Annotated in this window: 22 protein-coding genes; 11 read left to right on the top strand and 11 right to left on the bottom strand. The window is 71.9% G+C overall.

Annotation, left to right across the window (positions count from 1 at the left end; translation table 11 throughout):
- Positions 1 to 159: 159 nt before the first annotated feature.
- Complete coding sequence (locus AB0G02_RS10080; RefSeq protein WP_360792144.1) at positions 160 to 1932, bottom strand: M14 family zinc carboxypeptidase; 1773 nt, start codon at positions 1930 to 1932, stop codon at positions 160 to 162.
- 153 nt (positions 1933 to 2085) lie between these two features.
- Here AB0G02_RS10080 and AB0G02_RS10075 point away from each other — a divergent pair, with 153 nt between their 5' ends.
- Positions 2086 to 2328, top strand: coding sequence for a DUF2630 family protein (locus AB0G02_RS10075; protein WP_360792142.1), 243 nt, complete (start codon positions 2086 to 2088; stop codon positions 2326 to 2328).
- Between the two features lie 48 nt (positions 2329 to 2376).
- Here AB0G02_RS10075 and AB0G02_RS10070 read toward each other — a convergent pair whose 3' ends face one another.
- Complete coding sequence (locus tag AB0G02_RS10070) at positions 2377 to 2892, bottom strand: RICIN domain-containing protein (protein WP_360792140.1); 516 nt, start codon at positions 2890 to 2892, stop codon at positions 2377 to 2379.
- Between the two features lie 164 nt (positions 2893 to 3056).
- Between AB0G02_RS10070 and AB0G02_RS10065 the strand changes: the two genes are divergently transcribed.
- Positions 3057 to 3884, top strand: coding sequence for a MerR family transcriptional regulator (locus AB0G02_RS10065; protein WP_360792138.1), 828 nt, complete (start codon positions 3057 to 3059; stop codon positions 3882 to 3884).
- On the opposite strand, the gene AB0G02_RS10060 is transcribed toward AB0G02_RS10065, so the two are convergent.
- Both AB0G02_RS10060 and AB0G02_RS10055 read right to left on the bottom strand, forming a co-directional pair.
- The gene (locus AB0G02_RS10060) at positions 3881 to 4069 is read right to left on the bottom strand and encodes a DUF397 domain-containing protein (protein ID WP_360792136.1); all 189 of its coding nucleotides are present in this window, start codon (positions 4067 to 4069) and stop codon (positions 3881 to 3883) included. The genes AB0G02_RS10065 and AB0G02_RS10060 overlap by 4 nt on opposite strands.
- Before the next feature lie 20 nt (positions 4070 to 4089).
- Entirely contained in the window at positions 4090 to 4950 is an 861-nt protein-coding gene (locus AB0G02_RS10055; protein WP_360792134.1) for a helix-turn-helix transcriptional regulator, read from the bottom strand.
- A 118-nt stretch (positions 4951 to 5068) separates the two neighbouring features.
- On the opposite strand from AB0G02_RS10055, the gene AB0G02_RS10050 reads away from it, so the two are divergent.
- The gene (locus tag AB0G02_RS10050) at positions 5069 to 5284 is read left to right on the top strand and encodes a hypothetical protein (RefSeq protein WP_360792132.1); all 216 of its coding nucleotides are present in this window, start codon (positions 5069 to 5071) and stop codon (positions 5282 to 5284) included.
- A gap of 33 nt (positions 5285 to 5317) precedes the next feature.
- On the opposite strand, the gene AB0G02_RS10045 is transcribed toward AB0G02_RS10050, so the two are convergent.
- The 3 genes from AB0G02_RS10045 to AB0G02_RS10035 all read right to left on the bottom strand — a co-directional run bounded on the left by AB0G02_RS10045 (position 5318) and on the right by AB0G02_RS10035 (position 9408).
- The gene (locus AB0G02_RS10045; RefSeq protein ID WP_360792130.1) at positions 5318 to 7483 is read right to left on the bottom strand and encodes an ATP-dependent RecD-like DNA helicase; all 2166 of its coding nucleotides are present in this window, start codon (positions 7481 to 7483) and stop codon (positions 5318 to 5320) included.
- A gap of 36 nt (positions 7484 to 7519) precedes the next feature.
- On the bottom strand, positions 7520 to 8623 hold the full coding sequence (locus AB0G02_RS10040) for a hypothetical protein (RefSeq protein ID WP_360792128.1): 1104 nt from the start codon (positions 8621 to 8623) through the stop codon (positions 7520 to 7522).
- 116 nt (positions 8624 to 8739) lie between these two features.
- Positions 8740 to 9408: a DUF402 domain-containing protein gene (locus AB0G02_RS10035; protein ID WP_360792126.1), complete on the bottom strand. Its 669-nt coding sequence runs from the start codon at positions 9406 to 9408 to the stop codon at positions 8740 to 8742.
- Positions 9409 to 9516: 108 nt separating this feature from the next.
- Here AB0G02_RS10035 and AB0G02_RS10030 point away from each other — a divergent pair, with 108 nt between their 5' ends.
- The 3 genes from AB0G02_RS10030 (at position 9517) to AB0G02_RS10020 (ending at position 12858) form a co-directional block, all read left to right on the top strand.
- A complete protein-coding gene (locus AB0G02_RS10030) occupies positions 9517 to 10191 on the top strand; it encodes a response regulator transcription factor (RefSeq protein ID WP_360792124.1) in 675 nt (224 codons plus the stop codon).
- The gene (locus AB0G02_RS10025; protein WP_360792122.1) at positions 10188 to 11216 is read left to right on the top strand and encodes a HAMP domain-containing sensor histidine kinase; all 1029 of its coding nucleotides are present in this window, start codon (positions 10188 to 10190) and stop codon (positions 11214 to 11216) included. The genes AB0G02_RS10030 and AB0G02_RS10025 overlap by 4 nt, the downstream gene beginning before the upstream one ends.
- A 310-nt stretch (positions 11217 to 11526) precedes the next feature.
- On the top strand, positions 11527 to 12858 hold the full coding sequence (locus AB0G02_RS10020) for a DUF4173 domain-containing protein (protein ID WP_360792120.1): 1332 nt from the start codon (positions 11527 to 11529) through the stop codon (positions 12856 to 12858).
- Here AB0G02_RS10020 and AB0G02_RS10015 read toward each other — a convergent pair.
- Positions 12833 to 13675 carry an alpha/beta fold hydrolase gene (locus tag AB0G02_RS10015; RefSeq protein WP_360792118.1) on the bottom strand — a complete coding sequence of 281 codons (843 nt, stop codon included), beginning with the start codon at positions 13673 to 13675 and terminating at the stop codon, positions 12833 to 12835. The genes AB0G02_RS10020 and AB0G02_RS10015 overlap by 26 nt on opposite strands.
- Positions 13676 to 13964: 289 nt before the next feature.
- Between AB0G02_RS10015 and AB0G02_RS10010 the strand changes: the two genes are divergently transcribed.
- Both AB0G02_RS10010 and AB0G02_RS10005 read left to right on the top strand, forming a co-directional pair.
- Positions 13965 to 15119, top strand: coding sequence for a mechanosensitive ion channel domain-containing protein (locus AB0G02_RS10010; protein WP_360792116.1), 1155 nt, complete (start codon positions 13965 to 13967; stop codon positions 15117 to 15119).
- 44 nt (positions 15120 to 15163) lie between these two features.
- Positions 15164 to 15604, top strand: a complete 441-nt coding sequence (locus AB0G02_RS10005; protein WP_360792114.1) for a hypothetical protein — start codon at positions 15164 to 15166, stop codon at positions 15602 to 15604.
- Between the two features lie 68 nt (positions 15605 to 15672).
- On the opposite strand, the gene AB0G02_RS10000 is transcribed toward AB0G02_RS10005, so the two are convergent.
- Entirely contained in the window at positions 15673 to 18936 is a 3264-nt protein-coding gene (locus AB0G02_RS10000; RefSeq protein WP_360792112.1) for a S8 family serine peptidase, read from the bottom strand.
- A gap of 256 nt (positions 18937 to 19192) precedes the next feature.
- On the opposite strand from AB0G02_RS10000, the gene AB0G02_RS09995 reads away from it, so the two are divergent.
- Positions 19193 to 20023 carry a hypothetical protein gene (locus tag AB0G02_RS09995; RefSeq protein WP_360792110.1) on the top strand — a complete coding sequence of 277 codons (831 nt, stop codon included), beginning with the start codon at positions 19193 to 19195 and terminating at the stop codon, positions 20021 to 20023.
- 267 nt (positions 20024 to 20290) lie between these two features.
- Here AB0G02_RS09995 and AB0G02_RS09990 read toward each other — a convergent pair whose 3' ends face one another.
- A complete protein-coding gene (locus AB0G02_RS09990) occupies positions 20291 to 20764 on the bottom strand; it encodes a cupin domain-containing protein (RefSeq protein ID WP_360792108.1) in 474 nt (157 codons plus the stop codon).
- Between the two features lie 72 nt (positions 20765 to 20836).
- Here AB0G02_RS09990 and AB0G02_RS09985 point away from each other — a divergent pair, with 72 nt between their 5' ends.
- Together AB0G02_RS09985 and AB0G02_RS09980 are read left to right on the top strand one after the other, a co-directional pair.
- Positions 20837 to 22492 (top strand): FAD-binding dehydrogenase, encoded by a 1656-nt coding sequence (locus tag AB0G02_RS09985; RefSeq protein ID WP_360792106.1) that lies wholly within the window; start codon positions 20837 to 20839, stop codon positions 22490 to 22492.
- A gap of 111 nt (positions 22493 to 22603) precedes the next feature.
- Positions 22604 to 23335, top strand: a complete 732-nt coding sequence (locus AB0G02_RS09980) for a zinc ribbon domain-containing protein (RefSeq protein ID WP_360792104.1) — start codon at positions 22604 to 22606, stop codon at positions 23333 to 23335.
- Positions 23336 to 23345: 10 nt separating this feature from the next.
- Here the strand turns inward: AB0G02_RS09980 and AB0G02_RS09975 are convergent.
- A partial coding sequence (locus AB0G02_RS09975) for a hypothetical protein (RefSeq protein WP_360792102.1) occupies positions 23346 to 23996 on the bottom strand: 651 nt, incomplete at its 5' end.

Here is a 23996-nt window from a genome sequence, read left to right as displayed (position 1 = left end):
CGTGAAGGTAGGACTCTCGCGCGTGTCCTACGTTCGGGACGCGCGTGTCCTGCGTTCGGGACCGGTGAGTTGAGCGTTCAGGTCGGGACGGGACGGCCGTGCGCCAGGCGTGACGAGGGCCCGCGCGCGGTGTGCACGCGGGCCCCCGAACGAACCGGTCTAGACGGTCAGGCTCCACGAGTTGAGGTAACCCGTGTCGGCCGTGTACAGGTCCTGGAGCCTGAGCTGCCAAGCACCGTTGCGCGCCTCGGACGACACGTTCGCCGTGTACGTGGTGTCGATGTTGTCCCCCGAGTCGTTGCTCGCGGCCTTCAACGGGTACGACGACCCGTCCGGCGCGACGAGGTCGATCGTCACGTCACCCCGGTACGGGTGCACGACGTGCACCTCCACCTGCGACGACGACGAAGCCGCGCCGTCGCACCCGGCGATGGTGATGGTGCTGGTCACGGCCGCGCCGTGGTCCGGGATGGCGACGTCGGTGTCGTTGGTGGCCTTCGCGCAGCCGGTGGGCGGGGTGCCGCCACCGCCGTACGGGTTGGCCGCCTTCTTCGCCGCGTACATCAGCATCGGCTTGGTCTTCGGCCAGAACGTCGACGCCTGGCACGAGTAGGTCGGCAGGAACCCGGAGCAGCTGCCCGACGACGGCCCGATCTCCCACACGAACGACGCCACGCCCAGGTCGTCGTACACCCAGTCGTCCGTGGCACCGGCCGCGTTGTACAGCACCTCGCCCGGCTGCCCGTACTGCCAGCCGCTGCCGGCCATCGTGGCCATGTCCTTGGCCATCGCGCGCAGCGGCGCGTCGTTGCCGGTCTTGTACGACGTCGTCCAGCCCCACGGGAACAGCACCAGGTTCGCGTAGCTGTGCATGGAGATCACGACGCCGGTCGTGTCGGCGGGCGCGGCGTCGGTGGCGGCCGTGCCGCGGCGGTCGCGGTAGAGGTTGCGCCACAGCGCCTGGAGCGACCGGGTCTCGACCTCGGAGTTGGCCGACGGGCCCTTGTAGGTCTGGTCGCACGGGTTGGACGACGTGCCCGCCCCGCCCCAGTGGGAGTCGGTGTTGCGGTTGAGGTCGATGCCGATCTGCGACGACGCGGAGCCGGAGCAGTTCGAGCCGTTCGTGGTGTTGGCGTTCTTGCGCTGGTAGCGGGGCGAGTTGCCGCCCTGCTGGACGATGTCCACGCCGTCCGGGTTGGCGATCGGCACGACCCACACCTCGGTGGTGTCGAGCAGCGCGGTGACCTCCGCGTCGACCCCGTACCCGGCGGTCAGGTGGTCGATCCAGCGCCACGCCACGTCACCGGTGGTGAGCTCGCGGGCGTGCAGCTGGCCCATCACGAAGAACCGGGGCTTCGGCGCGGACGTGCTCAGGGCGCAGTCGCCCGCGTTCTTCTTGGTGATGCAGATGGCCCGCAGGTCGTACCCGCCCGCGCCCTGGGTCTTGCGCCAGGAGTCGCCGTAGTCGACCAACGTGGTCAGGCCCGGGTACTGCTGCGCGGCCTGGTCGAGGTGCGACCAGTGGGCGTTGACGGTGTGGTAGCCGCCGTAGTAGGTCTCGTTGACGTCGGCCGCGTCGAAGGTGGGCGACTGCGACTTCTTGGCGGGCGGCTGCCACTCCGGCGCGGGCAGCACCTCGTCGACGACCGCGCTGAAACCGGCCTGCTTCAGGCTCTGGCCGGTGCTCGGGTCGCCCAGCACGAACAGGTAGTCGCCGTCACGGTCCTCCAGCACGTCGAAGCCGCGCCCGAGCAGGTTCTGGGCGGCGGCGCCGAGCGGCGCGCGGACCTTGTAGACGTAGGTCGGTCCGGCTTGCACGGCGGCGGTCTCGGGCGCGGGGCCGGCGGTGCCGGGCGTGCCCCCGGTGATCACCGCCGCGGCTGCGGCACCGGCCACGGCCAGTGTCAGCAGTGAACGTCTGCTCGACTTCACGGTAGTTCCTCCTAGGCAGGGTTGAGCTGGAGGATGGAGGACGGACCGCCTCCTTGCACACCCGCCGACCGGCCGATCCTCACCGTGATCGTGCGCGGGTTTTGACTGGTGACAGTGAGGTACCCGGCTGTTGGTCCGGATGGAGGAGGAGTCGTGACGGACGAAGAACTAGTCGCTCGGATCACCCAGCTGGTCGAGGAAGAACACCGGTTGGAGGGATCACGCATCGGTGAGGGCCTCACCGACGGCGACACCCGGCGGCTGCGCGACCTCGAAGTCGCCCTGGACCAGACGTGGGACCTGTTGCGGCAGCGCAGGGCCCGCCGCAACGCGGGCATGGACCCGGACGGTGCCGAGGCCCGCGACCCCGGCACCGTGGAGGGCTACCGACAGTAGCCGGGCACCGGGGTCGGGCACCTCGGGTCGACGGCACCCGGGGTGGTCCTACGCGAGTGCCCACCTCTGCTCGGCACCGGTGCCGCAGGTCCACTGGATGATCCCCACGCCGTCCGATAGCCACCCGTTCGGGACGGCCATGCACTTGTCGGTGGCAACGTTGTGCAACCGACCGGCCTTGTCCCACGCCCACCGCTGGAAGAACGAGGTCGAGCAGGACTCCTGCCACACCGCCGCCCCGTTCGACGTGCTCTCGGCGGCGACGCCCAGGCACCGGTGGCTCGCGCGGTTCTCCAGCCGGTGGACCCGGTTGCCGTACTCGTCGGTGTAGAGCACGACGACGTCCCACTGCTTCGACGCCGTCTCGGGCGAGCAGGTGAACTGGATCGCCCGGGTGTGGTCGGCCGTCGTGCCGCCGGGGATGGCCAGGCACTTCCCGCTGTTCTGGTTGACCACCCGGAACGGCCCGTCGGCGGTGGCCGCGGCGCCGGGTGACGCCCCCGCGGTGAGCAGGGCGATGACGACGGCCACGGCCGTCCCGATCGGTCGTGCGAAGCGCAGCATGGTTCTCCCGGTGATCTTCGGTGGTGCACGGAATGTGCCCCACCGGCCACCAGTCCACCAGGGCCGTCACGGCCACTGACCGCAACCGGTCAGGACGGCGCGACCGGCCGCGGTGTGCCCTTCCGCTTGACCCGACCCTTGGGGCAGCCCTCAGGGTCGTCGCCATGGAGGATGTGGCGGTGGCACGGCTACTGGGCACCGGCGAGTTCGCACGCAGGTCACGGCTGTCGGTCAAGGCGCTGCGGCTGTACGAGCGCCAGGGTCTGCTGCGACCGGTCGAGGTCGACGCGGGCAACGGCTACCGGCGTTACGGCGAGGACCAGCTGGTCCCGGCGCGCTTGGTGGCCCTGCTGCGCAGGCTGGACATGCCGCTGGCCGTCGTGGCGGGGATCGTCGCCGCGCCCGAGGCCGAACGGGCCGGGCTGCTCGCGGACTACTGGGCCGAGGTCGAGCACCGGATGGCCGTGCAGCGCGGCCTGGCCGCCCACCTCCGCGTCGTGTTGTCCGGAGGAAAGGGGTTGTTGGACATGTACGAGGTCGAGCAGCGGGACGTGCCCGAACAGGTGGTCCTGACCGAGCAGAGGCACCTGCTGCAACCCGCGCTGGTGGACTGGATCGACAGCTCGATGGGGCGGCTGATGAAGGCGGCCGAGGCCCACGGCGGTGGGTCCGCCGCGCCGTTCGTCGTCTACCACGGCGAGGTGAACGAGGACAGCGACGGACCGGTGGAGGCCTGCGTGCCCATCAGGGCGGACGAGCCGCCGAGCGGGATCGCGGCCCGGGTCGAACCGGCGCACCGCGAGGCGTACGTGCGGCTGACCAAGGCGCAGGTGGCGTTCCCGCAGATCCTGTCCGCCTACGACGCCGTCGCGCAGTGGATCAAGGAGAACGGCTTCGCGATCCACGACGCGCCGCGCGAGGTGTACTTCGCGGACTTCGAGGCCGCCGGACCCGACGACGCCGTGTGCGACGTCGCCTTCCCGATGCGCTAACGCCCCGAGACCGACCGCAGGAACGCCGCGAACGACCGCGCGGGGACGGCCACGTGCCCACCCGCGCGGTACTTCGTGTCCCGGACGGCCGCGTACCCCGGCACCACCGCCACTTCGACGCAAGTGCCCTTGTCCTGGGTGTAGCTGGAGGTCTTGAACGCCGCGCGGGAGAAGTCCGGGGTCACGGTGAGACCACCTCTCATGGTCAGGCGTACTGCTGGGCGACGCCCTTGAGGAACCTCCTCGATTGTTCCAGACCGAGCGCGTTGGCGGTAAGCCTGCTCCAGAGGTCCGAGTAGTCGGCCACCTCCCGGTCTCCGTCGAGGTAGTCGGCGTCGTGCAGGTTCTCGACGTAGACCATCTCCAACGGTGGCGCGGTGGTCGGGGCCGGGATCCGGAGCATCGTGAACGTGAAGGTGTTGGCCACCCCGTCCGAGTCGAACGGCGCGAGCTGGATCTGGACGTTCCGGCGGCGAGCGAGGCTCTCCAGGTGGGCCACTTGCTCGTGCATGACCGCATTGCCCCCGATGATCCGGCGCACGCAGCTCTCGCTCAGCACGAACGCGGCTTGTGCCGGCCGCTGGCGGAACAACATCTCCTGGCGCTCCAGTCGGGTCGCGACCACATCATCGATGACCTCGGGTTCGATGGACCGGCGATCGAGCATGGCCCGCATGTACGCCTCGGTCTGGAGCAGGCCGGGCACCAGTTCGGCTCCGTAGTGACGGAGTAGGTCACAGTCCTGCTCGAAGTCGTAGTACGCGCGCTGCTGGAGCGGGACGATCGCGCGGTGGTTGGACCAGCGCCCGCGTTGAGAGCGGGTGCGGGCCAGTTCCACGATCTCCCGCTTCTGGTCCTCGGTGTGCACGTCGTAGCGGTCGAGGAGCATCTTCGCGTCGCCGGGCGTGAGACCCTCCCGGCCCTTCTCCATCTTGGTGACGCGGGTCGTGTCGCGCCCGAGCAGCTGGGCGACCTCCCTCGGCTCGACCCCGGCCTTCAACCGGGCGTCGCGCATGTAGATGGAGAGGAACTTGAGCCGCACCGTCGGCGTCAGCGGCATGACCATCATCCGATCGTGTCAATTGCTGTGTAGCAGTTGCATGTCAACCGCGCTGAGTCCAGGCTAGCAACGAGGCCGCCCTCCTCGGCCTCGTCACACTGGGAACCACTCGAAAGGGGTCGCCGTGGAGGTCAAGAGGGAGTGGCTGGTGCGGTGCACGGACAACCACGACCAGCCGTCCGTGTGCTCGATCGCGGTCAGCGACGGGATCGTGGAGGTCTGGGACACGAACGGCCACGTGATCAAGCTCGGCGGCACGGAGATCGACGACTTCCGGACCATGTTCGCGGAGGCGGCGGCGCGGGCGGCGTCGGACGAAGGCCTCTGCCAGACCGGGTGAGCCAGACCGGGTGAGCCAGCCGGGCCGGGTGGGCTACACCAGTTGGGCGAGCCGGTGGTCCAGCGCCGTGTGACGGCGGCCGGCACCGACCGTGCGGACCGCCTGACCGATGGCCTTGCGCGACCCGACGAGGACGACCAACTTCTTCGCCCGCGTCACCGCCGTGTACAGCAGATTCCGCTGGAGCATCATCCACGCACTTGTGGTGATTGGGATGACGACGCACGGGTACTCACTGCCCTGTGAGCGGTGAATCGTCATGGCGTAGGCGTGGGTCAGCTCGTCCAGCTCGCCGAACTCGTAGTCCACGTCCTCTTCCTCGTCGGTCCGAACGGTCAGCTTCTGCTCCACGACGTCAATCGCCGTGACGACGCCCAGGGTGCCGTTGAAGACGTTCTTGTCGTAGTTGTTGCGCATCTGGGTGACCTTGTCCCCGACCCGGAACACCCGGCCGCCGAACCGGCGCTCGGGCAGGTCCGGTGTGGACGGTGTCAAAGCCTCCTGCAGCAACGTGTTCAGGCCGCCCGCGCCCGCCGGTCCCCGGTGCATGGGCGCGAGCACCTGCACGTCCGTGCGCGGCTTGAGGCCGAACTTGCGGGGGATGCGGTTGGCGACGACGTCGACGACCAGCGCCGCCGCGTCCTCGGCCTCCTCGGCGGGGAACAGGAAGAAGTCCGGCATCCCCTGCACCACCGGGTAATCACCGTTGTTGATCCGGTGCGCGTTGGTCACCACGCCGGACTGCTGCGCCTGCCGGAAGATGTGCGTGAGGCGGACGTTCGGCACCGGGCTGCCCTGCGACAGCACGTCCCGCAGCACCTCGCCCGCGCCGACGGATGGCAACTGGTCGACGTCACCGACCAGCAGCAGGTGCGCACCCGGTGCGACGGCCTTGACGAGCTTGTTGGCCAGCAGCAGGTCCAGCATGGACGCCTCGTCCACCACGACGAGGTCCGCGTCGAGCGGCCGGTCGCGGTCGTAGGCGGCGTCACCGCCCGGCTTGAGCTCCAGCAGCCGGTGCACGGTGCGGGCCTCGTGGCCGGTCAGCTCGGTCAGCCGCTTGGCGGCGCGGCCGGTGGGCGCGGCCAGCACGACCTTCGCGCCCTTGGCCGCCGCCAGCTTCACGATCGACCGCACGGTGAAGCTCTTGCCGCACCCCGGACCGCCCGTCAGCACGGCGACCTTGCTGGTCAGGGCCAGTCGGACGGCTTCGCGCTGCTTGTCCTCCAGTGACGCGCCGAGCCACGCGAACGCCCGGTCCCAGTCGACGCCGCCGAACGCGGGCATCCGCTCCTCGTCGGTCCTGAGCAGCCGCAGCAGCTGGTTGGCCAGCGAGATCTCGGCCCGGTGGAACGCGACCAGGTAGATGCCGGGCTCGCCGTCCGGCATGACCTCGCGGACCACGCCCTCCTCGGCCACCAGCTCGGCCAGGCACTCGATCACCAGGCCGGCGTCGACCTGGAGGATCTTGATCGCGTCACCGATCAGCTCGTTCTCCGGCAGGTAGCAGTTGCCGTCACCGGTCGCCTCGGACAGCGTGAACTGCAACCCGGCCTTCACCCGCTGCGGGCTGTCGTGCGGGATGCCGACGGCCTTCGCGATCACGTCCGCGGTGCGGAACCCGATGCCCCACACGTCGTTGGCCAGCCGGTAGGGCTCCTCGCGGACGACGTCGATCGACTTGGCGTCGTACTGCTTGTAGATGCGCACGGCCAACGACGTCGACACGCCGACGCCCTGGAGGAAGACCATGACCTCCTTGATGGCCTTCTGCTCCTCCCACGCCGCGGCGATCATCTTGGTGCGCTTGGGACCGAGCTTGGGCACCTCGATCAGGCGTTGCGGCTCGTGCTCGATGACGTCCAGCGCGTCGACGCCGAAGTGGGTGACGATCCGGTCGGCCAGCACCGGCCCGATGCCCTTGATCAGGCCGGAGCCGAGGTAGCGGCGGATGCCCTGGATGGTCGCGGGCAGCACGGTCGTGTAGTCCTCGACGTGGAACTGCTTGCCGTACTGGGGGTGGGAGCCCCAGCGCCCGCGCATCCGGATCGACTCGCCGGGCTGAGCGCCGAGCAGCGAGCCGACCACGGTGACCAGGTCGCCGCCGCGACCGGGGTCGACGCGGGCGACGGTGTAGCCGGTCTCCTCGTTGGCGAACGTGATCCGCTCCAGCACCGCTTCCAGGACCGCGTCAGCCACCCGATCACCCTAGGGCGTGCCACCGACAGGCGGCGGTCAGGGCCAGAGCACCGCGCGCCCGCCGTACTCACCGACCACCACGCCGTGCCCGTTGACGCCCTGGGCGAAGCCGTAGGTCCCGGCCGGCACGGGCAGCAAGGTCACCTCGCCGGACGGCGACCAGCGGATCGGGCGGTTGTACCGGCCGAACGCGTTGCCCGCCGCCACTCCGCCGGCGTTGAGCCGCGTCACCTCGCCCCCGTTGTAGCCGGCGGGCAGCGCCATGGTCGTGACCGCGCCGTCGGCGGCCCACCGGACCGGGCGGCTGTTCGCCTGGCCGTACGCCGTGCCGTCGGCGGCGATCGCGTGCAGCACGCTGGACTGGTCGGGCAGCGTCGGCACCTCGGCGAGGGTCGCGCCGTCCCAGCGCAGGCCGAAGGCGGTCCGGTCGCCGCGCTGGACGCGCCCGACGACGTACCGCCCGTTCACGTCCGCGACGGACGAGTACGTGGCTCCGGGCACGACGCCGAGGTCCGTGAGCGCACCGTCGTCCCACCGCACGTAGTGGGTCAGGTCGTCGGCGGTGCGGGCGATGCCCGCGATCGTGCCGGCCGCGTCGATGGCGGTGGCCTCGGTCGCGTCGTCGAGCCCCGGGAGCACGGTGGCGGTGCCGTCGCGGTCCCAGCGGATCGCCCGGCGCTCGCCGCCGGCGTCACCGGCGTAGCCGACGACCGTGCCGCCGTCGTTCACCGCGACGGCGAAGCTGTACGTGCCGCCGGGGAGCAGGTCGAGGACGGCGGCGGTGCCGTCGGCGTCCCACCGGGTGGCCTGCGACCAGTGCTCGGGGTTGCTCGTGTTGCCGTACGCCACGCCGTCCGCGTCGACCCCGAAGACCTTCGCGTACTGGGCGCCGGCGGGTGGCGCGAGTTCGGTGATCCGGCCGTCGGCGTCCCAGCGCACCGCCCGCGCCTTGCCGTCCGCGCCGGAGGAGCGCCCGACCACCACCCCGGCGTCGTTGATCGCCACCGCGGACCCCTTCACGCCTCCGGGCAACGCGGCCAGTTCCACCACTCCCGGCTCGGCCGTCGCGGCGGGTGCGCCCCACAGCGCCGGGACGAGCACGGGAACGAGCGCCAGCACGGCACCGAACGAACGTCGCACGACCAGACCTCCTCGTCGAAGTCCCGCCCGTCCCCAGCTAAGCAGGAGGAGTCTGGGAGCGCTCCCAGATTCAGTCTTTCGGCTGCACGACACCTGCGGACCGGTGGTCGGGCGGGTCAGGCGGTCAGGCCGTCGGTGAGCACGCCGTCGGGCAGCACGGGCGGTGGCCACGAGGGGTCCCAGCGCCAGCCACCCCACTCGGTGAAGGGCCCACCGCCATCCTCGACCATCGCCACGACCTGCTCGCGCGCCCGCTGGACCGCCCGGTGGTCGGCGTCGCCCACCACGCCGAGGCGGCGGGCCTGGTCGTACTCGTGCTCGTCCTTCCACGACCAGCTCGACAGGTCGGGCTGGATCACGAGGTCGAGGAAGAGGTCGAAGGTGTCGAAGCCGAGCGCGGTGCGCCGGGACGGGCGCTGGAAGTTGACGTACCAGTGGAGGAGCCGGCGGTCGCCGGACGGCTCGCGGAACGCGTTGACGCTGAACCACGCTCCGGGCGGGGTCCACTGCAGGCAGGTCGTGTCGCGCCAGGTCCACGGGCCGAGCTGCCAGCGGCCGGCCGCGAGGTTCGGCAGCGCCCGTTCGCGAACGTCGACGCGCCCGGTGAGCAGCCACTCGATCCAGGTGGTCGGCGCGAGCACGTCCGAACCGGGGTGGCAGGCGACGACCAGGGCCTCCGAGTCGTCCCGCACCACGCGCACCGCGTACGCGGTCCAGACCTCCCCGCGGAAGACGTCACGACGGACGGCGGTCGTTCCCGGTTTGGCGTTCGGCAAGGCGTCCATGCTCGTCAGGACGCCTGACGCGGGTCGCCGGTTGCGGCGGGGAGTTCTCCACAGGACGTTCACAAGTCACTCCGTTCGCCTCCACGGTTGCGTCATAGAGTCGGCCGCATGACACGTCGGGTTCTGGTGGTCGAGGACGACCGGACCATCGCGGACTCCGTGGCCGCCCGGTTGCGGGCGGAGGGGTTCGAGGTGGAGTTGGCGCACGACGGGCCGTCCGCCGTCACCCGGGCCCGCGACCTGCGGCCCGACCTGGTGGTGCTGGACGTGATGCTGCCCGGGTTCGACGGGCTGGAGGTGTGCCGCCGGATCCAGGCAGACCGGCCGGTGCCGGTGCTCATGCTGACCGCCCGGGGTGACGAGACCGACCTGCTGGTGGGGCTCGCGGTCGGGGCGGACGACTACCTGACCAAGCCGTTCTCGATCCGGGAGCTGGCCGCGCGGGTGCACGCGCTGCTGCGGCGGGTGGAGCGGGCGAGCTCGGCGGCGTCGTCCCGGATCACCGTGGCCGACCTGGAGATCGACCTGGCCGAGCGGCGGGTGGTGCGCGCCGGGGAGGAGGCGCACCTGACGCCGACCGAGTTCGAGCTGCTGGTGCACCTGGCCGAACGGCCGCGGGCCGTGCAGTCGCGGGAGCGGTTGCTGAGCGAGGTGTGGGGCTGGGCCGAGGGGACCGGGACGCGGACCGTGGACAGCCACATCAAGGCGTTGCGGCGGAAGCTGGGGACGGACCTGATCCGGACCGTGCACGGCGTCGGTTACGCGTTGGAGGTGCCCAGGTGAGCCTGCGGTCGGCGTTCGAGACGACGGTCGAGCTGCTGCCGCGACCGCTGGACCCGGTGCGGTCGATCAAGCTGAAGCTCGGGATCCTGCTGCTGTCCGCGATGTCGGCGGGGTTCGCGTTCTTCCGGATCCGGATCGGGTGGCTCGCGCCGGGGACGACGTTCGGCGCGATGGGGATCGCGCTGGTGACGTCGCAGTTCCTCGCGCACGGGATGACCAGGCCGTTGCGGGACATGACGGCGGCCGTGCGGGCGATGCGGGCCGGTGACTACAGCCGGCGGGTGCGGGCGACGGCGCGGGACGAGGTCGGTGAGCTGGCCGGTGCGTTCAACCAGATGGCGGCCGACCTCGGTGCGGCGGACCAGCAGCGGCGCGAGCTGATCGCGAACGTGTCGCACGAGCTGCGCACGCCGATCACCGCGCTGCAGAGCGTGCTGGAGAACGTCGTGGACGGGATCGCCCAGCCGGACCCGGCGACGATGCGGACGGCGTTGGCGCAGACCGAGCGGTTGAGCCGGTTGGTGACGGAGCTGCTGGACCTGTCGCGGATAGACGCCGGCGCGCACCGGTTGGACAAGGCGGAGTTCCCGCTGGGGCCGTTGCTGGAGGAGGTCGTGGCCGAGGCGTTGGTGGCCGCTCGGGGGGTGCGGTTCACCGTCGCCGTCACACCGCCCGAAGCGACGGTGTACGCGGACGAGGCGAGGTTGGCGCAGGTGGTGGCGAACCTCGTGGACAACGCGGTCCGCCACGGCCCAGCCGGCGGTGAGGTGCGGATCTCGGCGGCGGTGGGCGAGGAGCTGGTGCTGGAGGTCGCGGACGACGGTCCGGGCATCGCGCCGCAGGACCGCGAACGGGTCTTCGAGCGCTTCACCCGCGGTGAACGGGCGGGCGACGGCGGCACGGGGTTGGGCCTCAACATCGCGCGCTGGGTGGTCGACCTGCACGGCGGCACCATCGCCGTGGTGGACGGCCCGGGGTGCCGGATCAGGGCCACCGTGCCCGCCACCCAACCCGCCACTACCTGACCCGGCACCTGCCCGGCCGCCGGCCGGCCGTCGAGCCGCCGTCGACCGCGCGGTCGGTGCGGAGGCAGTGCTTCGCAAGCGTCCCCGCCCAGGGGAACCCTGAATTCGATTCAACCACCCACCACCGACAGTTCCGGGCGTCGGAGCCCCCGCGCGGACCCGCCTGTGGACAGGTACCGCCGACAAATCGGCCGCCCACCGCCGTGCCCACGGGGCCACCCGACCCCGCCACCGCAACACCGCCGCGACCACCACCCGATGACCCGCCGCGCGACGGCGGGCGATGGCGCACGCCCTGGAGGCACCGACCATGACCCCCCACCGCGCACTGCTCACCGGAGCCGCCGCCGGGATCGGGGCGGCGATCCTGCTGCCCCTCGACGCACCCGGCCTCGGCTGGTCCCTCACCGCGGCCGTCACCTTCGCCCTGCTGCGCAAGGTCAAGCCCGGCTGGGCGCTGCTGTCCCTCGCCCTGTTCGCGGTCGGCGCGTTCGTCGCGGCCTGGTGGCTCTTCGCGCTCTGCGCGGTCGCCGGCTGCGCCGCGGCCTCGCTCGCGGTCGTCGGGGGGCGGACCGCGCGCGGCCTCGTGTTCGGCGCGGGGGCCGTGCCGGTGGCCGCGGTCAGGGCCCTGCCTTGGGTCGCGAAGGGCGTGAGGGGAAGCGGGGCTCCGCGGCTGGCCCGCCCGGTCCTGGTGACCGCGGCGCTCCTGCTGGTGTTCGTCCCGCTGCTGGCCGGCGCGGACGCCGCGTTCGCGAACCTGCTCGGCTCGATGACGCCCGACCAACCGTCCGGCCGGCCGGTCGTGCTGTTCCTCGCCGTCGGCCTGGCCACGGTGGGCGCGGCCTTCCTGCTCGCCGCACCGCCGCAGCTCGACGGGGCCTCCGACCTGCCCCGCACGGTCGCGCGCCGCGACTGGGCGCTGCCGGTGGGCGCGTTGGTCGTCCTGTTCAGCGCGTTCGTGGCCGTTCAGGTCACCACCCTGTTCGCGGGCGACGAGCACGTCATCACCACCCCGGGCCTGACCTACGCCGACTACGCGCGCAGCGGCTTCTGGCAGCTCCTCGCCGTCACCGTGCTCACCCTGGGCGTCATCGCGGTCGTCGCGCGGCTCGCGCGGCTCGACTCCCCGGACGACCGCGGTTGGCTGCGCGGCCTGCTGGGCGCGTTGAGCGTGCTCACGCTGGTGATCGTCGCCTCCGCGCTGACCCGCATGTGGCTCTACCAGCAGGCCTACGGCTTCACCGTGCTGCGCGTCCTGGTCTCCGGCTGCGAGCTGTGGCTCGGCGTGGTCTACCTGCTGGTCCTGGCCGCGGGCGTGCGGATGCGGGCCGAGTGGCTGGCGCGTGCCGTCGTGGGCACGGGGTTCGCCGCGCTCGTCGGTCTCGCCGTGCTCAACCCGGACCGGTTCATCGCGGAGCGCAACATCGAGCGCTACCACGCCACCGGCGAGATCGACGTCCGGTACCTGGCCACGCTGTCCGACGACGCCGTGCCCGCCCTCGCCGGGCTGCCGGACGACCTGCGCGCCTGCGCCCTGGAGTTCCGCCGCGTCCCGGGCGACGACTGGCGCTCCTGGAACCTGGGTCGTCAGCGGGCCCGGGAGGCGCTGTCGCAGGTCAGGACGGGTGGCTGTGCGCGGTGACGTGGTCCGCGACCAGCAGCGCCACCGCACGGGGGTGCGTGATCTGCACCCAGTGCCCGGCGTCGACCACGCGCCGCCGCACGTTCGTCGCCCACCGCTCCACGTCCTCGATGACGCCGGCCGTGACGTACCGGTCCCGCGACGGCTGCACCACCTGCACCGGCACGTCGGTCCGCCGCTCGCGGGGCGAGCGCAGGCGCGGGATGAAGTTCGCGCGGTACAACGCGATGCCGTTCACGCCGTCCTGCACGACGGTCGGCGCGACGTGCGGCGACACGCCCTCCAGCCGTCGTGCGACCGCCTGCCACCGCGGGCCGACGACGTGCCGCCAGAGCAGCGGCGCGACGAACGGCAGGTGGAACACCGCGATGTACCAGGAGTGCAGCAGCTGGTTGAGCTGCCGGGTGGTCGGCTTGCGGCGCATCCAGTGGCCGACGTGGTCCAGGCACGGCCCGGAGATCGACGTGTAGGACGCGATCGGCGCGTCGGGCGTGGTGACCGCCTCCCACGCCTGGATGGACCCCCAGTCGTGCGCGACGACGTGCACCGGCTCGTCCGGGCTGACCGCCGCGATCACCGCGAACAGGTCGCGCGCCAGCACCGGCAGCCGGTAGGCGGCCAGCCCTCGCGGCGCGGACGACTCCCCCGCGCCGCGCACGTCGTAGGTCACCACGTGGAACTCCCCGGCCAGCAACGGCACGACGTCGTCCCACACCCGGTGCGTGTCCGGGTAGCCGTGCACCAGGACGACGGTCTGCGCGGACCGGTCGCCGTGCTCGAACACGGCCAGCCGCGCGCCCTCGGACTCCACGAACACCGCTGCCTCCGCGCCCCGAGCGATCGCTACGCGTGCGTAGCTCTGAGAAAGCTGCGGCCACCGTAGCAATGGGACGGCTGGTGCTGCTGCCGTCCCATTGCCCCGTCTGCGGACCGGTCGGTGCCGTTCGTAGTCCGGGTCACCCGCTCCACGCCCCTGAACCGGCACCCCGCGCCCCGAGTGGGGAATCTCCCAATCCGCCCGGACGGGGTTCAAACGCGCCTGAACTACTCCATCCGCGGGTACGCACCCTGGACGTCCTCACCCAACCCCGAGGAGGTGCCCTTCCGTGCTCGCAGCCGTCCTGACGTTCGCCGGCTCGCTGCTCGTCGCACTGCTCACCGTCACGCTCGTCCACCGGCTGGTCCGCCGCATCGGCCGTCGATCGGCCCTGTTCGCCAAGCTCGCGCGGCACGCCCACCGACCGGCCCTGGCGGTCGCGGTGCTGGTGGCGGTGCAGTTCTCGCTGGGGGTGGTCGCGCGCGGCGACTGGCGACCGGTCGCGCTGCACGTGACGGGGATAGCGCTGATCCTGGCCGGCGCGTGGCTGCTCGCGGCGCTGCTGGTGGTGATCGAGGACGCGACGCTGGCGCGCATCCGGGTCGACGTGTCGGACAACCGGCACGCGCGGCGCGTGCACACGCAGATCACCCTGGTCCGCCGCGTCACGGTGGTCGTGGTGAGCGTGCTCGCCGGGGCCGCGGTGCTGATGACGTTCCCGAGCGCCCGCGCGGCCGGCACCTCGATCCTGGCGTCCGCCGGTGTGATCGGCGCCATCGCCGCGCTGGCGGCGCAGTCGTTGCTGGGCAACGTGTTCGCGGGCGTGCAGATCGCGTTCAGCGACGCGTTGCGGCTGGACGACGTGGTGGTCGTGCAGGACCAGTGGGGCCGCGTCGAGGACATCACCCTCACCTACGTGGTCGTGCACCTGTGGGACGACCGGCGCCTGATCCTGCCCACCGCGCACTTCCTCAAGACGCCGTTCGAGAACTGGACCCGGACCCAGTCGGCGCTGCTGGGCACGGTCGAGCTGGACCTCGACTGGACCGTGCCGGTGGAGGAGCTGCGGCAGGAGCTCCGGCACGCGCTGGAGACCAGCGACCTGTGGGACGGCCGGGTGTGCGTGCTCCAGGTGACCGACGCGGTCGGGTCGATGGTGCGGGTCCGGGCGCTGGTCAGCGCGTCGGACGCCGGGCGGTTGTGGGACCTGCGGTGCGTGGCGCGCGAGCACCTGGTCGGCTGGCTGCGGTCGCGGCACCCCGGTGCGCTGCCGCAGCTGAGGCTGCGCGAGCTGCCCCGCGTCGCGGGCGGCGTGCCGGTGCGGACGGCCGCCGGGGCATCGGACCACGGGGTGTCGGACAACCGGGTGTTCGGGGAGAGCGCGGACGGCGAGGAGCGGGTCCAGGCGTTCAGCGGTCCGGACCAGGCCATGCAACCGCGTTGACCTCCCGTTACGTCCTGGGGGCAGGATCATCGGCTGGAGGGTTCATGCGCAGACTCGTGGTGACCGGACCGGCGGGGCTCGTGCTCGCGGGGTCCGTGCTGGTCGGGCTCGTGCTGGCCGGTTGCGCCCAGCGGGAGCGGGACGCCGGCTCCACCGGCACGCCCCTCCCGCCCACCACCCCCGTCAGCGCCTCGGAGGTGCCGGTGCCGCCCCAGCTCAGCCCGCACGGCAAGGACGTGCTCGCGCAGGCCAGGCGCTCCGGCGCGACGACGGTCGGCCTGACCATCTCGACGGACCGCGACGAGACCGACACCGTGGCCGACCGGGTGCGCGCGCTCGGCGCGACCGTGGAGGCCACCGACGCCACCATCGGCTACGTCCGGGCGTCCGTGCCGGTCGAGGTGGCCGAGAAGGTGGCGGCGGTCGAGGGCGTCAGCCGGGTCGACGTGGACGAGCCGTTGGGCAACGCCGACCCGACGCCCTGATCCCGCAACGGCTCAGGGCCACCCCCGTCGTGCGACGGAGGTGGCCCTGAGGGGTCGAGCAGGTGGCGTCAGGCCACGTTGCGCACGATCACCGCGCCGCGGCCGACGATCGCACCCTCGGAGGTCTGCACGGTCAGCTCACCGCGCAGCACGCGACCGGCGCCGGGCTGGCCCGCGACGGTCACCGTGGCCGGGACCGTCCAGGTCGCGCCCGCGACCCGGTCGGCGTCGGCGTCGGTCACCGCGACCGAGCCGAGGCCCGGCGAGGTGAACAGGTCGATGTAGTCGTACTCCGTGGCGCCCGAGGGCACCTCGTAGCCGTCGACCTGGACCCGCCACGCGCCGGCGGCCGGGTTGGCGATGGTCACCGACTCCTCGGAGTCGCCGTCCGCCGACTGACCGGCCACCACGCACGTGCCGGACGTGCAGTTGTAGACGAACAGGTCGAGGTCGGCCGACACGTCGGCGGTCTTGCCGATCGTGGCGGTCAGCGACGTCGAACCGGGGGTCACGACCAGGTCGTACGTCTGGACCGTCGCGTCGGCGATGGTCGGGCGTGCGATCCGGGCGCTGGCCAGCGAGCCGCCGACGACCTTGCCGTTGAACGCGGCCAGGGAGTTCGTCACGGTGTACTGGCGGGTGATCGGCGTGCCGATCACGGCCGACTCGATGGTGTCCGGGTTCGGGCTGATGGTCGTGCCCAGCACCGACGCGGTGATCGAGTACGGCGCGGCGTCGACGTCGGAGGTGCGCCGGGCCTCGACCACGACCTCCCACACGCCGGGCTGCGGGTTGCTCACCGTGCGGCTGGTGGGGGTGCCACCGGCGCACCCGGCGCCCGCGTCCGGGTTGTAGCAGTTGGTCGACGACGTGGTGTCGAACGGCACGCCGTACGGGTCGAAGCGCAGGAAGCGGACCTGGCCCTTGCCGGCCTCGGTGCCGCCGGCCGCCAGGTCGACCTTCAGCGCGCTGGTGCCCGCGGGCACCTTCACGAAGAAGCTCTTCGACTGGTTGCGGGCGATGGTGCCGGTCTTGGTGACCGCGAACTTGCCCGCCGCGGTGAACTCGTCCGCCGCGAACACGGTGTTCAGGGTGAACACGTCGATGCCGCGGGTGCCCGGGTTGTCCAGCTTGAGCACGGCCGAGTGCACGCCGGCCTTGCCGGGCCGGACCTTGACGTCGAACTGCACCGGCTTGTTCAGCGGCAGGCTGACCAGGGACTTGGACGAGAACGTGCCGTCGTTGCCCTGCCAGTCGACCAGGAACTGCTGGTTGCGGTCCGGACCCGCGGTGCGGGTCAGGGTGTAGGTGCGGGTGTACTCCTTGCCCACGACGACGCCCTCGCGGTCGTGGATGCCGACGCCCGTGTTCGGGGTGGCCAGCAGGCCCGACAGCGCGGTGTTGACGGTCACCGAGGTGCTGACCGCCTGCGTGTTCGGGTGCGCGTTGAGCTGCGTCCACGCGCGCTTGGTGTCGAAGAGGCCCGCGCCCTGCTCGTACGCCTGGAGGGTGGAGACCCACTTGGCGCCGGACTGGATCGCGTTGCGCAGCGCCGCGACGGGCGGGCGCTCGCCGTTGTGCTCGGCCTTGTAGGCGCTGACCAGCAGCGCGGCCGCACCGGTCGCCTGCGGGGACGCCATCGACGTGCCGTTCAGCATCGCGTAGCCGGGCGGCAGCTCGTAGGTGCCGGCCACCGGGCCGGACGGCTGCCACTGCGGCGTGGTGGAGATGGCCGAGCCGGGCGCGACGATGTTCGGCTTGAACCCGCCGTCCTCGCGCGGACCGCGCGAGGAGAAGCCGTGCAGGCCCTCGCGCTGCTGCGTCTTCGAGCCGTAGTTGGCCCGCCAGGTGTCGGCGGTGATGTAGGAGCCGACGCTCACCGCGTCCGTGGCGACCGACGGGTCACCGACGGTGTTCGCGCCCGCGCCGCTGTTGCCCGCGGAGATGAAGACCTGGACGTTGTACTCCGCGATGGTGCGGTTGTAGAGCTCCGCACGCGCGTTGTTGCCGTCGTTGAGCGCCGGCAGGCCGCCGATGGAGATGTTGACGACGTCCGCGCCGTTGCGCGCCGCGTACAGCAGGCCGTCGATCAGGCCGCTGTTGGTGCACGACGGGGTGGACAGGCAGACCTTGACCGCCATCAGCTTCGCGCCGGGGGCGGCGCCGGCCATCTTGCCGCCGAACATCTTGTTCGCGGAGGTGATGCCCGCGACGTGGGTGCCGTGCTCGGCGCCCGCGATGCCGATGTTGACCCACGCGGTGCCGGCCGCGTCGTAGAGCGACTTGTCGGTCTGCACCACGAACGCCATGGTGTCGAGCACCGGCGTGGCCGGGTTGTCCGTGCCGAAGTGGCCGACGTCCTTCTTGTACTTGTAGTCGATCATCGCGGCCTGGTCGGTGAAGTCACCGTCGCCGTCGGTGTCGACCCGGACTTCCTTGGTGGTGGTGTCCTGGATCACGCCGAACGCGTCCGTGCGGTCACCGTCGCGGTTGATGTCACCGCCGGTCTCGCTGGTGGACAGCCCCAGGTCGCCCGCCGCCTCGCGGAACAGGCCGAAGCTGTACGGGCCGCCGGTGGCCGGCGCCTTGTAGGTCGCGCCGCCCGCGGTGAACGTGCCGTTGAAGCGGCCGGAGACCTGGAACCAGGTGCCGTCGCCGGAGTTCGTGGCGTTGGCGTTGTACCAGTCGACGATCTTGCGCTCACCGGTCGTGGTGGTCGTCAGCGCCGGGTGGTCCAGGTCGATGCCGGAGTCCATGATGGCGATCGTCGTGCCGCGGCCGTCCCACTGGGGGTGCTCGTCGGTGAACTGCGCCGCCTTGGTGTCCTGCGTCGGCATGTACGGGTTCTTCTTGGGCGTCTTCGCGTTCGGCGCCTGCTGCGGCAGCGGGGTCGCCGCGCCCTCGGGACGGGGGTTGTCCAGCACGACCAACCCGTCGACGTCCACCGCGTTCACGGACGCGAGCTTGGCGGCCTTCTCGGCCTTGTCCCGCGGCACCGAGACCTTGAGGTAGTCGACATCGCGTTCGGTGGACTCGACGACGCCGCCAAGGGCCTTGAGGTCGTTGGCTGCGGAGTCCAGCTTGCCCTCTTCGGCGGCGACCAGGAGCGTGACGTTCGCCTGACCGGCCTGCTCGGCCTCGGCGATGCGCTCCCGGTCCTGCTTGTCGAGCTGCTTGTCGGCGGGCGCAGGCGCGGAAGGCGCCTCCTGCGCGGCGGCCGACCCGGCGGCGAAGCCGAACCCAGTGGTGCCCAGCACGGCGGCCACGCCCAGCACTGTGGCTAGCCCAGCCGCACTGGTGCGGTGTCTCCACCGACTTCCTGAGTTGATCACGGCGCAAACCCTTCGTGGGGAAAGATTGGCGCAAGCACATCTCCCCCACCCCCGGGGAACAATAGGACGAACAGCCCAATAGGAAAGTCCACATTGGACTGAACGGTCTATTGCGCGAACACGCGAGAAGTGCCGCACAACACCGGAACGGGTGCGACCACTCCAGTCAAGAGCCGACCGGCCGGAATGTCAAACACTGTCAACGGTGAACCGCCCGGGACCAGGGGAATTCGGTAACAAATCGCACATCAACGCGATGGCGAGCACACTGGTCGGCATCGTGGACACCGAGCCGATCGACCGGATCGCCGACGAGCTGTACGGCCTGCCGCCGGCGGACTTCGTCACGGCCAGGGACACCCACGCGCGGCTGGCCGTCGAGCACGGCGACAAGGCCCTGGCCAAGCAGGTCTCGGCGCTGCGCAAGCCGACCGCGTCGGCGTGGGCGCTGAACCTGCTGGCCCGCGAGGGCGCGTCCGACCTGGCCGAGGCCGTCGCGCTGGGTGACGAGCTGCGCACCGCGCAGGAAGAACTGCGGGGCGGTGCGTTGCGGGAGCTGGGCGCACGCCGCCGGGCCGTGCTGAGCGCGCTCGTGCGGCGGGTCGAGGAGTTGGCGCGCGACGCCGGTCAACCGCTCGGGCCGGACGCCGTGCAGCAGGTCCGCACCACGTTGACCGCGGCGCTGGCCGACGCCGTGCTGGCCGCGCGCATCCGGGCCGGACGACTGGTCAAGCCGGTCGAGCAGTCCGGCTTCGGACCGCTGAGCGAGACGGCGACGCCGGTGCGCGACGACCTGGCTCCACGCCGTGAGCAGCGGCGGGAACGGCAGCTCGTGCGGGCGCGGGACGACATCGGCTCCGCGCAGGCCGACGTGCGGAAGGCGGAGAAGGCGGTCACCGAGGCCGAGCAGACCCTGGCCGAGCGCGAGGAGCACACCGCCACCCTGCGCGCGGAGCTGCGCCGGGCCCAGCAGGCCGAGCAGGAGGCGGCGACGCGGTTGACGCGCGCCCAGCGCCAGGCGGACGTCGCGCGGGACAAGCTGGCGGGTGCCGAAGCCCGGATGACCGAGCTGCGCGGGGACGCCTGACCCGGTCCGGCGAATACTCAGCGTGACGCCCGACACCCTGGGGCCCTCCGGGGAACACTGGCCGGTAACCACCCGTTCTACTGCTGGTCGGCACGTGGACGCCGCACCGGACGTCAGGCCCGCAGGGCTCTCCCCCAGGCCCGAGCGGCACCTCTCCCCGAGACGTTGCAGGTGCGCCCGCGCATGCCCGACCGCCGCCGGCCGAACGGCTCCCCCACCGAACGGCCGGCGGCCAGTTAGCCACCACCACCCACTCGGAACCCCAGCTCAGACCATGTACTGGTCGTGCCGGGCGAACAGCTCGGTCCACTCCTCGGGGCTGAGCTGCCGCCCGGACTCCGCGATCTCTGCGAGTTCCCGGAAGTACTCCTCGCGCGGCGGCGCGGGCGCGAAGAGGATCAACATCGAGGCGGGCTCGTCGGCGTCGTTGCGGAAAGCGTGGACGCCGCCCTCCGGCACGTAGAGGAAATCACCCGCCGTGGCGTCCACCCAGGTCTCGCCGTTGTACAACCGAACCGTTCCGGAGATCACGTAGAACGACTCGGAGAACGTCTTGTGGAAGTGGGCCGAGGGCCCGCCCGCGTGCGGACGCATCCGCCACTCGAACAATCCGAACTGCTTGCGCGTGACGTCGCCGGTGCCCACCAACCTGGCCTGCGTCAGCGGCCGGTCGATGGTCGGCACCTCCGCCACCGGCCGCCACACCGCGTTGACCTCACCGACGTCCCCCGTGTACGACACCGTGCACCACCCCTTGAAAGTGAGTTTTCTTCAAGTCTCGTCCACCACCGGAGTTCGATCTAGACTCGCCCGATGGCACAGGACGCAGACGTCATCGTCGTCGGCGCCGGTCTGGCGGGCTTGGTCGCCACCGCCGAACTGGTCGACGCCGGCCGCAAGGTCATCCTCCTCGACCAGGAGCCGGAGGCCTCGCTCGGTGGACAGGCGTTCTGGTCGTTCGGCGGGTTGTTCCTGGTCGACAGCCCCGAGCAGCGGCGGTTGAAGGTCAAGGACTCGGCGGAGCTGGCCCTGCAGGACTGGCTGGGCTCGGCCGCGTTCGACCGGGACGCCGACCACTGGCCGCGGCAGTGGGCCGAGGCCTACGTGGACTTCGCCGCGGGCGAGAAGCGGTCGTGGCTGCACGCGATGGGCGTGCGCTGGTTCCCGCTCGTGCAGTGGGCCGAGCGCGGCGGGTACCTGGCCGACGGCCACGGCAACTCCGTGCCGCGCTTCCACGTCACCTGGGGCACCGGGCCGGGCATCGTCGCGCCGTTCGAGCGGCGGGTGCGCGAGGGCGTGGCGCGCGGGCTCGTGCAGCTGAAGTTCCGGCACCGCGTCACCGGCCTGACCACGACCGGCGGCGCGGTGGACGGCGTGCGCGGCGAGGTGCTTGAGGTCAGCACCGCCGGCCGCGGTGAGCCGAGCTCGCGGGCGGTGTCCGGCGACTTCGAGCTGCGCGCGCAGGCCGTCGTCGTCACGTCGGGCGGCATCGGCGCGAACCACGAGATGGTGCGCCGCAACTGGCCGTCGCGCATGGGCACGCCGCCCGAGCACATGCTGTCGGGCGTGCCGGACCACGTCGACGGCGAGATGCTCAGGGTCGTGCAGGGCGCCGGCGGCGAGGTCGTCAACGAGGACCGCATGTGGCACTACCCGGAGGGCATCGCCAACTACGCCCCGGTCTGGAACCGGCACGGCATCCGCATCCTGCCCGGACCGTCGTCGCTGTGGCTGGACGCCACGGGTCGGCGGCTGCCGATCCCGCTGTTCCCGGGGTTCGACGCGCTGGGCGCGTTGGAGCACATCGTGAAGACCGGGCACGGCTACTCGTGGTTCGTGCTCAACCAGAAGATCATCGGCAAGGAGTTCGCGCTGTCCGGGTCGGAGCAGAACCCCGACCTGACCGGCAAGGACGTCCGGGCCGTGCTGAAGCGCGCGCTGCCCGGTGCCGTGGCGCCCGTGGAGGAGTTCGCGAAGCGGTCCGAGGAGTTCATCTTCGGCCGCACGCCCGAGGAGCTCGCGGCCGGGATGAACGCGCTGACCGGCACGTCGTTGATCGACGCGGGCGCGTTGCGGCGCACCATCGTGGAGCGCGACCGGCAGGTGATCTCCGGGCTGGGCAAGGACATGCAGGTCAACGCCATGCGCGAGGCGCGGAAGTTCATCACCGACAAGCTGATCCGGGTGGTCGAGCCGCACCCGTTCCTGGACCCCGAGGCCGGTCCGCTGATCGCCGTGCGGCTGTCCGTGCTGACCCGCAAGACGTTGGGCGGCCTGCACACCGACCTGTCCGCGCGGGTGCTCAAGGACGACGGCACCCCGTTGGAGGGCGTGTACGCGGCGGGCGAGGCGTCCGGCTTCGGCGGCGGCGGCGTGCACGGCTACCGGGCGCTGGAGGGCACGTTCCTGGGCGGCTGCCTGTTCTCCGGCCGGGTCGCGGGCCGGGCCGCCGCCGCGGCCACCGCCTGAGGTTGGACAACAGCCGGCCAACAAGTGGTCAATCGCTGCGGCGGCCGCCGCGGCGACGGACTCGGGGCTAGCGTGGTCCGTCTTCTTCGGACGATGCGACAGGGACGCCCCATGAACGTGTGCGGGAGGTGCGGAGCAGGCCGGACCCCGGGCCTCGGGTACTGCACGACGTGCGGCGCCGACCTGACCGCCGACCGGATCCGACCGGTCGACTCCAGGGCCCAGCCGGACGACCCGCGCCTCCCGCTGCCGTTCGTGGTCACCGCGCTGGTGGTGGTCGCGATCATGGTGGTGGCCGCGTCCGTGGTCGGGATGCGCTACTCGCACCGCCGCGTCACGGGCGTCGCTTCCGCGGCGGCGGGAGCGGACACCGCGGCGTCCGTCGTGGTACCGCCGTGGACGCCCCCTCCGACGACCACGTCCACCGCACCGTGGCCCACGCCCCGCGCCGTCCCACCGGACGAGATCGCGCGGCAACACCTGGACGCGCAGGTCGCGACCGACCGGGCGGCGGTGGAGGCCCTCGTGGGCCGGTGGGTGCCGCAGCTGTCCTCCAAGCGGCTCGGTCTCGTGGTCCACGGGGTGCGGTTCACCCACGAGGACATCTGGCGGGACTTCCAGCTCACCACAACCAGGTACCCGAACGCGCTGCTACTGTCCTCTGCGGACTTCGCCAGCTTCGACAGCGGCGATTTCTGGGTGACCGTGGTGCCCTACACCCACGCCACCGGCGCGGAGGCCAACGCGTGGTGCGACCGGGAGCTCATCGGCCCGGACGACTGCTTCGCCAAGCGCCTCACGCACACCGGGACGTCCGACGGCACCACCCTGCCGCGCCGCTGACGGCGTCGGGTCAGGTCACGGGGACCTCCGGTCGCCAGCGGATCCCGCAGACCTCCCCGGAGCGCAGGTCCGCGAAGGTCACGTGCGCCTCGTGCACCGCGTCGACCGCCACCTCCTCGCCGGCGGCCCTCCGACCGCTCGCCGCGGGGTCGAGCGATCCCCGGACCGGGCGGACCACGGCGGGCACGTGCGCGGCGGGGAACCGGACCCTCAGCTCGAAGGACTCGCACCGGCGTTCCGGGCGGTAGAGGTGGTGCGACCGGGCGCCACCGCCGGCCGGCGCGGTGACGACCAGGCCGCACTCGTGCCGCCGGCCCGCGTGCAGGGTCCGGGGGAGGCGCAGGTCGAGCAGGACGCGCCCGTCCGGCGCACGCTGCTCATCCGCCACCTCGACCCCGAAGAGCGGCACGGCCCGCAGGCCCGCGCCGTCACCGGGGAGCCCGCACGGCGGGGTCACCGCGACTCGGACGTGGTCACCGATGTCGCGCTCGGCCACGAGCGTCCACCGCTCGACGCACTGCGGCTCCGGCACGTCGAGGCGGACCAGCGCTTCCAGGCGCTCGACGTGCCAGTGGTCGGGCTCGCCGCCGGCCGGTCGCCCGGCCCCGGCCGCGGCGTTCTCCGCGACCAGGTCGATCGCCTCCTCGACCCGCCGCCGGAT

This window comes from Actinosynnema sp. NPDC023658, assembly GCF_040639995.1.
Classification (GTDB): Bacteria; Actinomycetota; Actinomycetes; order Mycobacteriales; family Pseudonocardiaceae; genus Actinosynnema.
Note: the sequence above shows the minus strand (reverse complement) of the source record. Positions and strands in the feature narration are given on the sequence as shown.

What these genes read in the sequence shown, in the direction of transcription:
- AB0G02_RS09995 (WP_360792110.1), top strand. Translation starts at nt 19,193, where the DNA reads ATGGCGAGCACACTGGTCGGCATCGTGGACACCGAGCCGATCGACCGG.
- AB0G02_RS10070 (WP_360792140.1), bottom strand. Translation starts at nt 2,892, where the DNA reads ATGCTGCGCTTCGCACGACCGATCGGGACGGCCGTGGCCGTCGTCATC.
- AB0G02_RS10065 (WP_360792138.1), top strand. Translation starts at nt 3,057, where the DNA reads ATGGAGGATGTGGCGGTGGCACGGCTACTGGGCACCGGCGAGTTCGCA.
- AB0G02_RS09985 (WP_360792106.1), top strand. Translation starts at nt 20,837, where the DNA reads ATGGCACAGGACGCAGACGTCATCGTCGTCGGCGCCGGTCTGGCGGGC.
- AB0G02_RS10020 (WP_360792120.1), top strand. Translation starts at nt 11,527, where the DNA reads ATGACCCCCCACCGCGCACTGCTCACCGGAGCCGCCGCCGGGATCGGG.
- AB0G02_RS10005 (WP_360792114.1), top strand. Translation starts at nt 15,164, where the DNA reads ATGCGCAGACTCGTGGTGACCGGACCGGCGGGGCTCGTGCTCGCGGGG.
- AB0G02_RS10035 (WP_360792126.1), bottom strand. Translation starts at nt 9,408, where the DNA reads ATGGACGCCTTGCCGAACGCCAAACCGGGAACGACCGCCGTCCGTCGT.
- AB0G02_RS10055 (WP_360792134.1), bottom strand. Translation starts at nt 4,950, where the DNA reads ATGGTCATGCCGCTGACGCCGACGGTGCGGCTCAAGTTCCTCTCCATC.
- AB0G02_RS10030 (WP_360792124.1), top strand. Translation starts at nt 9,517, where the DNA reads ATGACACGTCGGGTTCTGGTGGTCGAGGACGACCGGACCATCGCGGAC.
- AB0G02_RS09980 (WP_360792104.1), top strand. Translation starts at nt 22,604, where the DNA reads ATGAACGTGTGCGGGAGGTGCGGAGCAGGCCGGACCCCGGGCCTCGGG.